This is a genomic window from Brachybacterium sp. Marseille-Q7125 (genome assembly GCF_023062615.1).
Lineage (GTDB): Bacteria > Actinomycetota > Actinomycetes > Actinomycetales > Dermabacteraceae > Brachybacterium.
On sequence record NZ_JALLAL010000061.1, the window covers coordinates 1 to 14500 of the forward strand.

Below are 14500 nucleotides of genomic sequence, written 5' to 3' on the forward strand. Positions count from 1 at the left end.
CGTGGCCTGCACCGACGGGCTCGCCTGCGGGGAGATCGGGGCAGGGTGCATCCGGCTGATCACCGCCATGCCGCACCCCGTGCTCCGCGAGGCGGTGGGGAGGATCGTCGCGGCGGTGCAGGGGCGGGGGGGGGGGGGGGCGGTTTCCCGGGCGCCGGGCCGGCACGCGGCCGCCGGGGGGCCCGGCGCGGTGCGGGGGTGGGGGCGGCGGGCTTCTTCTCCACAGCGCCCTTGTCGGCGCTCTTCTTGGAGCTTGCGCTCTGCGCGGCGGCCTTCGCCGGGGAGGGCTTCGCCCCGGGCTTGGGGGCGCCGGATGTCTTGCCGGGGGTCGCCTTCGCGCTGTCCTTCGGCGCGGCGTCGTCACCGCCCTTGGCGGGCAGCTCGGCGCGCAGGCGGCGGGCGACGGGGGCCTCGACGGTCGAGGAGGCGGATCGGACGAACTCGCCCATGTCCTGCAGCTTCTGCAGCACGACCTTGCTCGGGTGTCCGAGCTCCTTGGCGAGCTCGTGGACGCGGACCTTAGCCACTGTTCTCCTGTCTCGGTCCGGCCGACAGAAGGGCGCGGACCACTAGTTCCTGAGGGTGCTCATGAGTGAGTACTCATCGGATGTCCATGGGTTCTTCTACCTGTTCCACGGTGGGGTGGGAGCGGAAGTCCTCGAGGTCCCGGGCCAGGAGCCCGGTGTCGACCGCGCCGCGATAGGACCGGGCGAGGCCGCCTCGCCGCAGGGCGAGGTCGAGGCATGCTGCGTCGGGATGGAGCCACGCCCCGCGGCCGGGGGCCGACCGGGTGGGGTCGAGGCGGACGCGCGGCGCACCGTCCCCGGGAGCGGACTCCCGGACCAGGCGCAGCAGCTGATCGCGCGGGGCCACCTGGCGGCAGCCCACGCATGTGCGCTCGGGACGATGGGCGGTGCGGCGTGATGCCACGCGACCTCCTCCGTTCCGGGCGCACCCGCCGAGCAGGGCTCCAGACCGCGGTGCGATCTGCGGCTCAGCTCGACGAACAGCCTCCCCAGTGTAGCGGACCGGACCTCTCCTGGCCGCAGTGGGGAGGTGTGGGCCACACCGGGCCGGTCAGTTCTGCTCCGGTACCTCGGATTCCTCGGCGCCGGGGATCGGGGCGCCCTCGGCACGGATATCGATCTTCCAGCCGGTGAGCTTCGCGGCCAGGCGGGCGTTCTGTCCGTCCTTGCCGATGGCCAGCGACAGCTGATCCTGGGGGACGATCGCGCGGACCGCCCGGCCGACTTCGTCGATGACGGTGACGGAGGTGACCTTCGCGGGAGACAGCGCCCCGCCGACGTAGGTGGCCGGGTCCTCAGCGAAGTCGACGATGTCGATCTTCTCGCCGCCCAGCTCGTTCATCACGGCGCGCACGCGCGCGCCCATCGGCCCGATGCACGCGCCCTTGGCGTTGATGCCGGGGGCGGTGGCGCGCACGGCCATCTTGGTGCGATGCCCGGCCTCTCGCGCGAGGCCCGCGATCTCCACGGTCCCGTCGGCCACCTCCGGCACCTCGAGAGCGAACAGGCACCGCACGAGGCTCGGGTGGGAACGGGAGAGGGTGATCTGCGGGCCCTTGGGGCCGCGGCGCGCCTCGGTGACGAAAGCGCGCAGGCGTCGACCATGCGAGTAGTCCTCGCCGGGCACCCGCTCATGCGGCGGCAGCACCGCTTCGACCTCGCCGAGGTCCACGAGCACCATCCGCGGGTCGCGGCCCTGTTGGATGATGCCGGAGACGATATCGCCCTCGCGATCGGCGTACTCCCCCAGCACCGCCTCATCCTCCAGGTCACGGATGCGCTGGAAGATGACCTGGCGGGCGGTGGAGGCGGCCACGCGGCCGAAGTTCTCAGGGGTGTCGTCCCATTCCTCGATCACCGTGCCGTCGGCGTCGAGCTCGCGGGCGATCACAGCGACCTCCCCGGTGGTCTCGTCGATCAGCACCTCGGAGTCACGCACCGGGTGGTCGGTGTGCAGGTAGGCGGCGTGCAGGGCGGAGCGGATTGCCTCCAGCAGCACGGGCAGGCGAATATCCCGCTCCTGCTCGAGAGCACGCAGGGCTCCCATGTCGATATCCATCTCAGCTCTCCTTCGGGGCGTCGGCCGCAGGCCGCGCAGCATGGTTCTGGGGATCCGCAGCGTAGTTCTGGGGATCCGCGGCGTGGTTCTGGGGCTCCTCAGCCAGGTTCCGGGCGCTCTCAGCAGGATCGGTCGCGGCCGCCGCGGCCAGCAGCTCGGCAAGATCCGCCGGGGGATCCAGCTCAGCTTCGATGTGGGCGCTAACCACCTCGGCGAGCGGTAGCGTGAGGTGTTCGGGAGTGCCGACGGGCCGTTTGCGGGGGCGTCCGCGCTCATCGCGGCCGGGCTCCTGGCGCAGCTGCAGCACCTCGTCCTCGAGCGCCAGCAGGCGGGCACGGTAGGCGGTGCCATCGGCCGCGGTCAGAGTCAGCAAGCGGCCGCGGGCGCGCTGGAAGTGGTGCGGGGCGCGCAGCGGGCGGTCCAGGCCCGGAGTGGTCAGCTCGAGCAGCACCGGGCTGGGCCCCAGCAGGGCGTCATCGGTGTCCACCAGCTCGGAGAGCTCCCGGGAGGCCTCGGCGACGGTGTCCAGGTCCGCGCTGCCCAGCTGGTCCGGGGGCAGATCCACGATGAGGCGCAGCAGGGGCAGGCCACCGCTGCGGCGCTGCTCGATGTCCTCCAGCACCAGGCCGTGGCGGGCGAGCACCTCCTGGGCCCGCTGCTGCAGGATGGTCCGATCGCCGGGAGCGCTCATGCTGCTCTCCTCCTCCTGCCATATGGGTGCTGGTGCCGCAGTCGCCTGCGCAGCCCGGGGCGAGCCCGGGCTCGGATCCAGGATAGACGTCACGGCGCGCGGGCGCCGCTCAACCCGCGGTCGATGCGAGAATCATCCCGTGCCGCTCCCGATCCACTCCTCCCCTGCCGCGCCCGCGCCCCGGCTCGCGCGGCGCGACCTGCTGCGGGCGGGATTGCTGGGCGGGGCGGGAGCGCTGCTGCTGCCGGCCTGCGGGCCCGTCGAGCTGGGGCAGCCGGCGACGTACACCCCTCCGCCGCCGGGCATCGATGACCTGTACCGGCTGGATCTGCTCAGCCAGCTCGAGCGGGTGATCGCGGGAGCCGATGCGCTGGCCGAGGCCGGGGATGGCCGGGATCCGGCGCGCGCGGCGATCGTCACCACGCTCACCCAGACGCTGCCGGTGCAGCGCCGCTCCCTGCTCACCGGGGCGGAGCTCGAGAAGGAGATCGAAGCCCAGGAGGATCCCGAGCCCGGGCAGACCCCGCCTGCGCCGCCGATGGACGTGCCCGCGGACGCTGCCGAGCAGCGGGCGGCGCTGCTCGCACTGCGGAAGCTGTGCACGCAGGCTGCGCGGCAGGTCTCCGGCTCGCTCGCCCGGCCCATCTCCGCGATCGGGGCGCATATCGCCTGGGCGACAGTGCGGCTGAGCAGCGCCTTCGAGCTCGAGAAGGTGCCCGCTCCCCCAGCGGCGGAGGACATCGTGCCGGTGCGCGATGTGCCAGCCACCGATCCGCCGTCGATCGGCGCCGCCTCCGATCTGCAGGATTCGCTCGCCTCCACACAGGAGGCGGAGTGGCGCGCCGGGTATCTGCGGGAGGCGCTCGCAGCCCGCAGCGAAGGACGGGAACGCTCCGCCCAGGAAAAGCTGGTGGAGGTCCATCGGGGCCGCGCCGCGGGCCTGGGGGACATCGCCGAGGCCGCCGGGGCGCCCGTGATCAGCCGCCGGGCTGTCTACCCGGTGCCCGGCGGTGTGCTCGATGAGCAGCTGGCCGGGCGTCTGCCGATGCTGCTGACCCAGCAGCTGCTGATCGAGCACCTCGCGGTGGTGGGGGCGGCCCCGTTCGAGGATCGTCCGCTGTCGCTCTCAGCGGCGCTCACCGAGGCGCACCGCCTGGCCGCCTGGCGCGATGACCTGACGGCCCTGCCGGGCATCGAGGTGGAGCCGCCGCCGAGCCTGTGAGCCCGGCAGCTGCGTGGGGCGACAGCTGCGTGCGTCGGCAGCCCCAGCCCGGCGACCCTGCGCGGGCGCCTCTCAGGCGCCGCGCACCTCGGCGAGCACCCTCTGCACAACCTCCTGCGGGCTCACCTCAGTGACCGTGCCGCTCGCCCGGTCGCGCACCTCCACGACCCCGTCGGCCAGTCCGCGGCCGACGACGACGGCGGTGGGCATGCCCAGCAGCTCTGCGTCCTTGAACTTCACGCCCGGGGAGACCTTGGGGCGGTCGTCGTAGATGACCTCGAGCCCGGCAGCCTCGAGCTCTCCGGCGATCCGCTCGGCCTCGTCGAACACGGCGGAGTCCTTGCCGGTGGCGACGATATGCACATCGGCCGGGGCGACCGCGCGCGGCCAGGCCAGGCCCTTCTCATCGTGGTATTTCTCCGCGATTGCGGCGACCGCGCGGGTGACGCCGATGCCGTAGGAGCCCATGGTCACCACCACGGACTTGCCGTTCTCGTCGAGCACAGTCAGCCCCAGGGCCTCGGCGTACTTGCGACCCAGCTGGAAGATGTGCCCCATCTCCATGCCGCGGGTCAGGCGCAGCGGGCCCGAGCCGTCGGGCGCCGGGTCGCCGTCACGCACTTCCGCGGCCTCGATGGTGCCGTCGGCCGTGAAGTCGCGGCCGTACACGAGGTCGTAGGCGTGCTTGTCCTTCTCCCCGGCGCCGGCCACCCAGCGGGTGCCGGGCACCACGCGCGGGTCCACGAGGTAGCGGATGCCGGCGGGGGCATCGGCCCCCAGTCCCTCGGGGCCGATGTAGCCCTTCTTCAGCACCGGGGTGCGCGCGAAGTCCTCATCGCTGAAGGGGGCGACCCCCGCCGGTGCCACCGCTGCCTCGAGGCGCTTCATATCCACCTCGCGGTCGCCAGGAATCGCGATGACCAGCGGCTCGGTGCTGCCATCGGGGTGGGTGAGCAGGTACACGAGGTGCTTGAGCATCTCGAAGCGGGTCCAGGTGCCGTCCTCGGTGACCGGTCCCTGGCCAGGGAAGGCCTGGTTGGAGAAGTCGGTGAGCGCCGCGATGGTGGAGGCGCCTGGCGTGTCCTCGATGTGCATCGCGGGCAGCTGCGCGATCACCGCCTCGTCGAGTGCCGCGGGGGCGGGGGTGGTGACGGCCTCGACGTTCGCGGCGTAGCCGCCGTCGGAGATGACGAAGGTGTCCTCCCCCACCTCGGTGGGGTGCAGGAACTCCTCGGAGCGGGAGCCGCCCATGGCCCCGGCATCGGCCTGGCAGATCACGGTGTCCAGACCCAGACGCTCGAAGGTGCGCTGGTAGGCGAGACGCTGCTTCTCGTAGGAGGCGTCCAGACCCGCATCGGTGACGTCAAAGGAGTAGGCGTCCTTCATGACGAACTCGCGCACGCGCAGCAGGCCGCCGCGGGGGCGGGCCTCATCGCGGTACTTGGTTTGGATCTGGTAGAGCATCGCCGGCAGGTCCTTGTACGAGGAGTACAGGTCCTTCACCAGCAGGGTGAACATCTCCTCGTGGGTGGGGGCCAGCAGGTAGTCGTCCTCCCGGCGGTCCTGGAGGCGGAACAGATTCGGGCCGTAGTCCTCCCAGCGGCCGGTCGCCTCGTAGGGGGCGCGGGGCTGCAGGGCGGACAGCAGGATCTCGTTGCCGCCGATCGCGTCCTGCTCCTCGCGGACGATCTGCTCGACCTTGCGCATGACCCTCAGACCCAGCGGCAGCCAGCTGTACACCCCGGCGGCGCTGCGGCGGATATAGCCGGCACGGACCAGAAGCTTGTGGCTGGCGACCTCGGCGTCGGCGGGGTCCTCCCGCAGGGTGCGGATGAACGCGGAGGACAGACGGATCATGGGGCGGGCCTTTCGCTGACGGGGGCAGCGCTCATGCTAGCGGAGCAGCCGGAGCCGACGCGGCCTCCGCCGCCGCTGTGCCCGGCGCCTGCGCGGCGCGCTGCGGGCGGGCGCGGCGCCGCCGCTGCAGCAGCGGACGCAGCATCCCGTGGCGCGGCCCGGCCACCGCGGCGATCGCGAACACGGCCGTGGCCACCAGCACGATCGTGCCGCCCGTGGGCAGGTCGATCGCCCACGACAGGTACAGGCCCACCACGGCGCTCGCGGCGCCGAGCCCAGCGGCGAGCACCATCATCGGCACGAGACGGTCGGTGAGCATGCGCGCCGCGGCCGCCGGGGTGACCAGCAGCGCGAGCACGAGCACATTGCCGATCGTCTGGATGCTCATGACGACCGCGAGGGTCACCAGCACGTACAGCGCGATGTCGAGCAGCAGCACCGGCAGTCCCAGGGCGCGGGCGGTCTCGCGGTCCAGTGAGACAGCGACCAGCTGCGGGTGCAGGACGGTGAGCACCGCGAGCACGAGCGCCGCGAACACGGCTGAGGACAGCACCGCCGAGTCCGGGATGCCGGTGATCGAGCCGAACAAGAAAGACTCGAGCGAGCCGGTGTATCCCGGGGAGCGGGAGATGATGACGATGCCCAGCGCGAAGGCCGCCACGAAGAACACGCCGATCACGCTGTCCTCCCCGAGCCGACGGATCTGGCTGACCACGGCGATGAGGATCGCCGTGAGCGTCCCGGCGAGGATCCCGCCCAGCACGAGCGAGCCCTGCAACACGAAGGCGAGCGCGATCCCGGGGAACACGGCGTGGGTGACCGCATCACCGATGAACGTCATGCCGCGCAGGATCACGTGGCAGCCCACCGCGCCGCACACCACCGCCGCGAGCAGCGAGACGATCAGCGCTTTGGGCAGGAAGGACAGCAGGGGGTTGGTCAGGTCGGACAGGAAGTCCAGCGGGGTCAGCACGTCGGCTCCTTCGAACGGGTGGCCAGCCCCAGCTGGGCCAGCAGCGGGCTGGTGGCGCTGACCTCGAAAGCGCGCATCCAGGTTTGCTCGTCGCGCAGGCGGTCCGGGGCGTCGGAGGCGATCACTGTGCGGTTCAGCAGGGTGACCTGGTCGCTCGTGACCATCGCATGGGTCAGGTCGTGGCTGGTCATCAGCAGGGCCGTGCCCTCGGCCGCGAGATCGGTGAACAGGGCGGTCAGCAGCTCCTGGGTGGGCATGTCCAGGCCGGTGAAAGGCTCATCGAGCAGCAGCACCGCCGGGTCGAGGGCGAGGGCCCGCGCGATCATCACGCGCTGCCGCTGCCCGCCGGACATCTCGCCGATCGGCCGGTTCCGCAACTCCGCCATCCGCACCCGCCGCAGGGCGCGCGCCACGGCGCGGTGGTGCTCCACGCGGGGGCGGCGGAAGAAGCCGATCTGCCCCACGAGCCCGGTCATCACCACCTGCTCGGCGGTGATCGGGAAGTCCCAGGCCACATCGTGCCGCTGCGGGACGTAGCCGATCTGGCCGCCGTGCTCGATGCTCCCGCTGCTGATCCGCACCAGTCCCTGGATGGCGCGCAGCAGCGTGGTCTTCCCGGCGCCGTTGGGGCCCAGCAGCGCATGCACGAGCCCGGGGCGGACCGTGAGATCCACGCCGGTCAGCACGGGCCGCCCACCCAGGGAGACCCGCAGGTCACGCACGGACAGGGCGGTCACGGGCGGTCCTCGCCCTCGTCCTGCTCCCAGGCGGCGCGCTGTGCGGCGCGCGAGCGGCGCTGCACCAGCAGCACAACGATCGTGCCGGCCACGAGCACCACCGCGAGAGCGCCGACGATGAGCAGAGTCGAGCCCAGGCCGCCCTCCTCCTCGCTGCTCTCCGGCGCGGCGGCGGCATCGGAGTCCGTGCCGCCCTGATCGGACGGCTGCTCGGCGCTGTCCTCGCTCTGGGCCTGCTCGGGGCCGCGGCCCGCCTCCCAGCTCGCCTCGCGGGCCGCATCGGCCGAGGCCTCATCACCGACGGCGAACCGCAGGGTCTGCACGTCCCGCAGCACGGTGCCATCGAGGGTCTTCGCCTCCACCTCGAGGGCCACGAGGTACTCCCCCGGCTCGGTGAACACCCAGTTGGCGTGGGTGTGGGTGCGCAGATCCACCCACAGCTCCCGCGGATCCGGGTTCTGGCCATCCCACAGCAGGTCCGGCGGCTCGAAGTTGCCCGGCTGCAGGAAGGTGGTGAAGTCCCCCGGCCCCTGCACATCCACCAGGCGCAGCGTCACGCCGCGGTCGATCTCCTCGGTCAGCGGCGGGTCCTGGGTGTTCCAGCCCAGCCACACCACGCCGGGCACCTCCACCTGCGGCACGGCGTACACGTCCTGGCCGGCCTGCGCCCCGGTGAAGGCGTAATCTTCACCGTCGGGCAGGGTGATTTTCCCGGCGTCGTGGATACGGAAGACGATGTCATCCATGTCCCGCCACACCGGGGTCTCGGAGTCATCGCGCGCGTGGAGGGTGATCTTCCCATCGCGCAGCCGGGGGCCGATGTCCACATGCCCGTGGTCCAGCTCCGCCGGCTCGCCGCTGATGTGCTCCTCGTCCTCCTCCACGACCTGGTCCAGGGACGGGTCATCGGTGGGATCGGCTCCGGCCGGGGCGGCCCAGACCGCCGGGAGCAGGGCCCACAGCATCACCAGGGCGAGCACGCGCAGGGCAGGGCGCTCGGGCACGCGGAGGCGGGAGGGACAGGTGCGCATAGGTTCTCCTTGCGAAGGGGTAGCGGGCGAGAGGGTCACACGCCGCTCAGGGGTTCAGGCAGGTGGCCAGAGAATCCGCGTTGGCGCGCATCATCTCGATGTAGGTGGTGATCTCCGGGGTGAAGGCATCGCCGAGGATCGGGCACACCTCGATGCCGTGTTGACGGGCCGCATCCGTCAGCACCGTCGAGGCGCGCTGGGCATTGGGTTCGAGGAACACGGCCGGAACCTTCAGCCCGTCAAGCGTGGCGGACAGGCGCCGCCGATCCGCGAGGGACGGCTCCCCCGCCGGGTTCGGGGCGACGAATCCGGCGATCTTCAGCCCGTAGGCGTGGGCGAGATACCCGTAGGCATCGTGTGTGGTGACGAGCTCGCGGTGGGATTCGGGGATCGAGTCGATGCGCTCGCGCACGTACTCATCCACCTCCTCGAGCTGCTCGAGGTAGGCCGAGGCGTTCCGACGGTAGATCCCGGCGCCCGCGGGGTCGATGCTGATGAGCTGATCGCGGATCACCTCCACATAGGCCTGCGCATTGCTGACGTCCTGCCACAGGTGCGGGTCGATCTCGCCGTGGACATGCTTGCCCAGCACGGCCTGCGGCAGCTGGTAGATGTCGGTTCCGGGGCGGCCCAGGAAGCGGAAGGCGGGATCCCCCGGGATGGGCAGCAGCGCCTTGGGCGGCACGGAGATCACGGCCTCCTGCGGGTCCAGCAGCTGCATCTGCCGCGGGTCCGGCGCGGCGGCGTCGGCCCCGGTCTGGTCCGTGTCGTCGGCGGGTGAACCGTCGGTGGCCAGGGCGATCGTGGAGCCGTCGAGCCCTCCGCCCAGATCGGCGGTGAGGTCCACGTGCCCGCTTTCGAGCACCATCGGGTCGGTGCTGCCGCCGAGCGCGCTCGAGGGGTCCACGCCGACGGCCACGGTCACGGTCTGCGTGGCCAGCGTCCGGGCGCGCCCGCCATCGGAGGGCAGGTAGCGGGTGGCGAGCTTCATCCGGTACACGCCGGGCTTGGTGAAGGCCCAGCTGAGGTGGGTGTGGGCGTCGAGCGGTAGGCCGATGGTGTCCTCGGCGTAGCCGTTGCCGGCGTCGAAGCCGTCCCCGGAGGAGAACACCGGCTGCGGGGTGCCGAAGGTACCGGTGACATAGGCGAAGACATCACCGGGGCCGTCCACGCCGGTCATGGTCATCTCGACCTGGGCGCTGCGGCCGACCTCGGGGATCGCGTCGGCGCCGTGCACGCGCAGTCCCAGCCACACGGTGTCCAGGGACTGGTGCTCGACCAGCGGGATGATTTCGGCGCCGTAGCCGGAGGCTTCTTCGGCGAGCGCCACGTGCACGGCGTCTGCCGGGAGGTTCGCGTCCAGGGTGCGGATGAGCGACTGCTCTTCGAGCATCAGGTAGTTGGACAGGGCGAGGTCGGCGTGGACGATGTCGCGGGCGTCCCGCAGGCTCGGCTCATAGGTGTGCGGGTCGCCGCCTTCGGGAACTAGGGAGATCACCTCGGCCCGGTCCCCGGCGACGTTGCGGGCCAGATCAGCGAGGATCCCGGTGGTGGCGACGACGCGCACGGCGTTCTTGCCGTCCTCGCTCGCGGTGGTGCTGCGGCCGGGCACAAGCACCACGAGGCACAGCACCACCAGCCACACGGCGACGGTGAGGATCCGTCGTCGCGGGCTAGTGGTGCTGTGCGGGGTGGAGGTCACTCGCCGACGACCTCGGACTGTGCTGCGCGGCGCCGCCGGGCCAGGGCGATGCCCGCCCCGCCCAGGGCCAGCAGAGCCACGGCCCCACCGGCCAGCGGCGCGACGGTCGCACCGGTGCGGGCGAGCTTGCCGGAGCCGTCGGGCAGAGCACACTCCTCACCCGAGGGGGTGCGTCCCACGACCTCCTTGACCATCGGCTTGCCGTCGACGAGGAACACCTGGCCGACGGCCGCCTTCTCCTCGGTCAGCGACTCATCGATGCCGGAACCATCGGCCTTCTTCGGCTCCTTAGCCGCGGGGGCGGAGGACGTGGAGGAGAACCACTTCTCCCCCACCACCTGGCCGAAGTTGCCGGAGGTGAACACGGCCACGCTGCCCGGGCCGTCCACACCCACGAGGCTCCACGTCACCGTGCCCTCAGTCTGCTCGATCACGGAAGGGTGCATGGTGTTCGCGCCGACCCACGGCACACCGGGCACCTGGGCGGAGGGAACCATCCACACGTCCTTGCCGGGCTCGGTGAGGAACTCGATGCCCTCCGGGGCGGAGGACTTCGCGGCATCGCCCAGAGCGAAGGTCACCGAGGAGGGATCCACCCACTTCGGCGGGGCGTTCCGGTCATCCTTCAGGGACGGCTGGAGCTTGCCGTCGGCGATCTGGGTGCCCAGGTCGAAGTGACCGTCGGTGACACCGTCGGAGCTGCCCACGTTGAAGCGCACCTGGGTCTCGCCGGAGACCTTCTCGCCGCTCTTGAGCGTGGCGGTCTGGCGGATCCGCACCGTGTACGCCCCCGGGGCGGTGAACACCCAGTTGGGGTGGACGTGGCTGTTCGCGGGCACCGTGAAGGAGCCGCTGACTTTCTGCTGCGAGGCCGAGGACTTCATCTTCGCACCGCTCTTGGCGGCCTTGACCTCGTCATCGGTGGCCGGTCGGGTCACCTCGGTGGGGTTGCACACGGGGGTCGTGCCGCCCGTGCCGCCGCCGGGGAAGCCACCGCCGGTGGAACCGCCGTTGCCGGTGCCGCCGCCGGTGGCCTCGCCACCCTCACCCTTCGAGTCGCCGGAGCCGCCGGAGTCGCCGGTGGCCGGGGTGTTGCCCGATCCACCGCCCTCGGAGCCCTGGGTGCCCTCAGCGGCCTTGCCGCGGAAGGAGTCGCCGACGGTCCAGGTGTACGTCACGGGCTTGGACTCGACCTTCGCGCCGCCCTTGGTGCCGACGGCCTTCACGGTCATCGTGTACACACCGGGCTTCTCGAACACCCAGTTGGCGTGGGTGTGCGCGGGGAAGGTCTGCTCACGCACCGCACCGGCGGTCAGCTCGGTCGCGCCGCCCTTGAGCAGCGGCTCGGACTGGCCCAGGCCGGAGGTGCCGAACAGGTGCACCGCACCGGGGCCCTTCACGTCCTCGAAGACGATGTCGATGTGCTCATCGACGCCACCGCCCTGCGTGCCCAGGGTGTCCCAGCCGGGCCAGAGAATCTCGTGGTTCTGGGTCTGCGGCAGCACGTAGCGGCCGCTGCCCTCACCGGGCCAGCCAGCGGGGATGTCCGAGATCGCACGGTCGTTAACGTGCAGCTCGACCGTCGCGGGGTCATGGCGCACATGCGAGCCCGTCACGTCCTCCTTGAGGTCCACGGCGAGCTGCCCGGACTTCGCGGTGACGTTGAAGGCATCCACGTGCCCCTGCTCGAGGATCAGCCGCTCCTGCTGCTCGGGCTTCGTGGGGGCCCGCTTAGACGGCTTCTGCTTCTCGGGAGCGGGCTTCGTGGGGCCCGGCTCGGACGGCTTCTGCTTCTCGTCCTCGGGCTTCGTGGGTTCCGGCTCAGACGGCTTCTGCTTCTCGTCCTCGGGCTTCGTGGGTTCCGGCTCAGACGGCTTCTGCTTCTCGTCCTCGGGCTTCGTGGGGGCCGGGACCTTCGGCGCCTCGGGGCGCCAGTCGCGGTTCGCATCGCCCACGGTCCAGGTGTACGTCGCCGGCTTCGACTCGACGGCCTTACCGTCCTTGGTGCCGACGGCCTTCACCGTCATCGTGTACACACCGGGCTTCTCGAACACCCAGTTGGCGTGGGTGTGCGCGGGGAAGGTCTGCTCGCGCACGCTGCCGGAGGTCAGCTCGGTCACGCCGCCCTTGAGCAGCGGCTGGGCCTCACCGAAGCCGGAGGTGCCGAACAGGTGCACCGCACCGGGGCCCTCGACCGCATCGAAGACGAGGTCGATCTGGTCCTCGAAACCCTTGCCCTGCGTCTCCAGGGTGTCCCAGCCGGGCCAGAGAATCTCGTGGTTCTGGGTCTGCGGCAGCACGTAACGGCCGCTGCCCTCACCGGGCATGCCGACCGGGACGTCCATCAGTGCCTTATCGCTGACATGCAGGTGAACGTTCGCGGGGTCCTGGTGGACATGGGACCCGGTCACGTCCTCCTTGAGGTCCAGAGCGAGCGTGCCGTCATCCAGCACGCCCACGTTGAACGCGTCCACATGTCCGTTCTCCAGGATCAGCGGGTCCTGGGGGGTGGGGTTCTTCGGTTGCTCGGCCAGGGCGGGGACGGCCAGGGCGCTCATGATCGCCACCGTCCACGTCAGCGCGAGCACCGGCAGCACGCGCCATGCGCGTGCCAGCTGTGCCGTCATCTGTTGCCTCCTCAGCATGGTTCGGCGCCCGATGGAGGGGCTCCCCCGTCGGCCGCACTCTGGGTGATCCCTGAGAACCCTATCACCGCACTGGGAATCATTTGCATTATGGGGTGAGGGGTGGATCTCATTCCGGATCCGCCTCGGTACGCTGGGCAGATGCCCCGTCCCGCCACTCGCCGCCAGCTGCTGCGGGGCGCCGGAGCGCTCGCGGCCCTCGGCACCGTCGGCGCTGGGGGTTTTGTGGTGAGTCGGAGGCATGCCGAGAGCGGGGAGCGGGTGATCCCCCTGTGGTCCAGCACCGTCGCCTACGCCAGGGACGGCCAGCGGGTGCTCGTGGGCGGGCGCGGGGTTCCGCTCGACCTCGCCGCGGGAACGCGCTGCGCGGCGGATCTGCCGCAGGACTCTCCGGTGCGGGAGCGGGCAGCGCAGTTCACCGACGCCGCAGCGCCGTGGCTGGCTCGAGTGGAGCGGGCGCTCGGGGCTGAGCGGGCGGAGCTCGGACGATCGGCGCTCGCGGATCTGTGGGTGCTGAGCGATGGTCTTCCCGCCCCGGTCGCGGGGTGGAGCGAGTCCTGGCGCTACGTGTGGCCGCGGGATACGGCGTTCTGCGCGGTGGCGCTCGCCCGCGTGGGCCTTGTGGAGCAGGCGAGGGCGTGGCTCACGCACGTGCAGACCTGGCAGGAGGCCGACAGGTGGTTCCCGGCGCGGCTTGACCCGGTGCACGGGCGAGCGCCCGATGATCGGCCCCGGCAGTTCGATGGCACGGGCCTGCTGCTGTGGGCTGCTACCGAGGTCATCGCTGCCAGCGCACGTTCTGACCGCGCGGACGTGGCGCAGCGCCTGGGCGCTCTCACCTCACGGTCCCTCGCGGCGCTGCAGCAGGCGACGGCCGGCGGCACGGGGTTCCCGCCCGTCTCCCCCGACTACTGGGAGCTGCCAGAGCAGCGGCGGACCCTCGGGATCATGACCTGCACGCTCACGGGGCTGCGTGCCGGGGCGGAGCTCACCGGGGAGGCCCGGGATATGGAGGCGGCCGAGGCGTTCACCGCGCTGCTGCTGCGCAGCTTCGGGGCCGCGGGGTTCCCGCGGCATCGGCACGGCGGCGGGGCCGATTCCGCCCTCGCATTCCTCGACGCCACCGGCGTGCACGATGTGGCGAGCATCGAGCAGCTGCGGGCGCTGCGGGAGACGCTGGCGCGGCCCGCGGGCGGGATCGCGCCCGGCGCCCGGTGGCGCCAGGATGGGGTCAGCTGGACTCCGTCGACCTCACTGCTGGGGCTCGCGCTCGCCCGTGCCGGGGATCCGGATTCGGCGGGCGAGATCTTGGACTGGCTCGCCGCGCATCGCACGGAGCACGGCTCCCTGCCGGAGAAGGTGCTGTTCGACGGCCGCCCCGCGGAGGTCGCGCCGCTCGCCTGGACCGCCGCGAACGTGCTCAGCACCCTCGATGAGTTGGCACAGGCCCACCCCTGACCCCGCTCTTATACCCATCCGACGCCGCCGACGACACCCCGTGTCGGGATGCCGCGGCTCTCCTGTTCCTGGCACAGAAATGCTCCGTCTCCCTAAGTG

General features: G+C 71.6%; 11 protein-coding genes and 1 pseudogene. 2 read left to right on the forward strand and 10 right to left on the reverse strand.

The window, feature by feature from the left end:
- Positions 1 to 386: 386 nt before the first annotated feature.
- The 4 genes and pseudogenes from MU407_RS12285 to MU407_RS12300 all read right to left on the reverse strand — a co-directional run.
- Positions 387 to 527: pseudogene (locus MU407_RS12285) on the reverse strand (translation initiation factor IF-2 N-terminal domain-containing protein); the annotation flags it as partial.
- A 73-nt stretch (positions 528 to 600) separates the two neighbouring features.
- Positions 601 to 930: a YlxR family protein gene (locus MU407_RS12290; RefSeq protein WP_102236606.1), complete on the reverse strand. Its 330-nt coding sequence runs from the start codon at positions 928 to 930 to the stop codon at positions 601 to 603.
- A gap of 147 nt (positions 931 to 1077) precedes the next feature.
- Positions 1078 to 2085 carry a transcription termination factor NusA gene (gene nusA, locus MU407_RS12295; RefSeq protein WP_102236607.1) on the reverse strand — a complete coding sequence of 336 codons (1008 nt, stop codon included), beginning with the start codon at positions 2083 to 2085 and terminating at the stop codon, positions 1078 to 1080.
- 1 nt (position 2086) lies between these two features.
- Positions 2087 to 2776, reverse strand: coding sequence for a ribosome assembly cofactor RimP (locus MU407_RS12300; protein WP_102236608.1), 690 nt, complete (start codon positions 2774 to 2776; stop codon positions 2087 to 2089).
- A gap of 139 nt (positions 2777 to 2915) precedes the next feature.
- Here MU407_RS12300 and MU407_RS12305 point away from each other — a divergent pair, with 139 nt between their 5' ends.
- Positions 2916 to 3998: a DUF4439 domain-containing protein gene (locus tag MU407_RS12305; protein WP_246957899.1), complete on the forward strand. Its 1083-nt coding sequence runs from the start codon at positions 2916 to 2918 to the stop codon at positions 3996 to 3998.
- A 72-nt stretch (positions 3999 to 4070) separates the two neighbouring features.
- Here MU407_RS12305 and MU407_RS12310 read toward each other — a convergent pair whose 3' ends face one another.
- From MU407_RS12310 to MU407_RS12335, 6 genes are read right to left on the reverse strand one after another with little or no spacing between them, the layout of a single operon-like run.
- Entirely contained in the window at positions 4071 to 5855 is a 1785-nt protein-coding gene (locus MU407_RS12310; RefSeq protein ID WP_102236609.1) for a proline--tRNA ligase, read from the reverse strand.
- 31 nt (positions 5856 to 5886) lie between these two features.
- Entirely contained in the window at positions 5887 to 6828 is a 942-nt protein-coding gene (locus MU407_RS12315) for an anchored repeat-type ABC transporter permease subunit (protein ID WP_199173907.1), read from the reverse strand.
- Positions 6822 to 7565, reverse strand: a complete 744-nt coding sequence (locus MU407_RS12320; protein WP_102236610.1) for an anchored repeat-type ABC transporter ATP-binding subunit — start codon at positions 7563 to 7565, stop codon at positions 6822 to 6824. Before MU407_RS12320 ends, MU407_RS12315 begins: the two co-directional genes overlap by 7 nt.
- Positions 7562 to 8596, reverse strand: coding sequence for a choice-of-anchor M domain-containing protein (locus MU407_RS12325; protein WP_246957901.1), 1035 nt, complete (start codon positions 8594 to 8596; stop codon positions 7562 to 7564). Before MU407_RS12325 ends, MU407_RS12320 begins: the two co-directional genes overlap by 4 nt.
- Before the next feature lie 46 nt (positions 8597 to 8642).
- Positions 8643 to 10298: an anchored repeat ABC transporter, substrate-binding protein gene (locus MU407_RS12330; RefSeq protein WP_246957903.1), complete on the reverse strand. Its 1656-nt coding sequence runs from the start codon at positions 10296 to 10298 to the stop codon at positions 8643 to 8645.
- On the reverse strand, positions 10295 to 12925 hold the full coding sequence (locus MU407_RS12335) for a choice-of-anchor M domain-containing protein (RefSeq protein ID WP_246957905.1): 2631 nt from the start codon (positions 12923 to 12925) through the stop codon (positions 10295 to 10297). The genes MU407_RS12330 and MU407_RS12335 overlap by 4 nt, the downstream gene beginning before the upstream one ends.
- Positions 12926 to 13084: 159 nt before the next feature.
- Between MU407_RS12335 and MU407_RS12340 the strand changes: the two genes are divergently transcribed.
- Positions 13085 to 14401, forward strand: a complete 1317-nt coding sequence (locus MU407_RS12340; RefSeq protein ID WP_246957907.1) for a hypothetical protein — start codon at positions 13085 to 13087, stop codon at positions 14399 to 14401.
- The last annotated feature ends 99 nt before the right edge of the window (positions 14402 to 14500 follow it).

Coding starts and splice junctions, on each gene's coding strand:
- MU407_RS12340 (WP_246957907.1), top strand. CDS start 13,085: ATGCCCCGTCCCGCCACTCGCCGCCAGCTGCTGCGGGGCGCCGGAGCG.
- MU407_RS12335 (WP_246957905.1), bottom strand. CDS start 12,925: ATGACGGCACAGCTGGCACGCGCATGGCGCGTGCTGCCGGTGCTCGCG.
- MU407_RS12310 (WP_102236609.1), bottom strand. CDS start 5,855: ATGATCCGTCTGTCCTCCGCGTTCATCCGCACCCTGCGGGAGGACCCC.
- nusA (WP_102236607.1), bottom strand. CDS start 2,085: ATGGATATCGACATGGGAGCCCTGCGTGCTCTCGAGCAGGAGCGGGAT.
- MU407_RS12325 (WP_246957901.1), bottom strand. CDS start 8,596: ATGCGCACCTGTCCCTCCCGCCTCCGCGTGCCCGAGCGCCCTGCCCTG.
- MU407_RS12300 (WP_102236608.1), bottom strand. CDS start 2,776: ATGAGCGCTCCCGGCGATCGGACCATCCTGCAGCAGCGGGCCCAGGAG.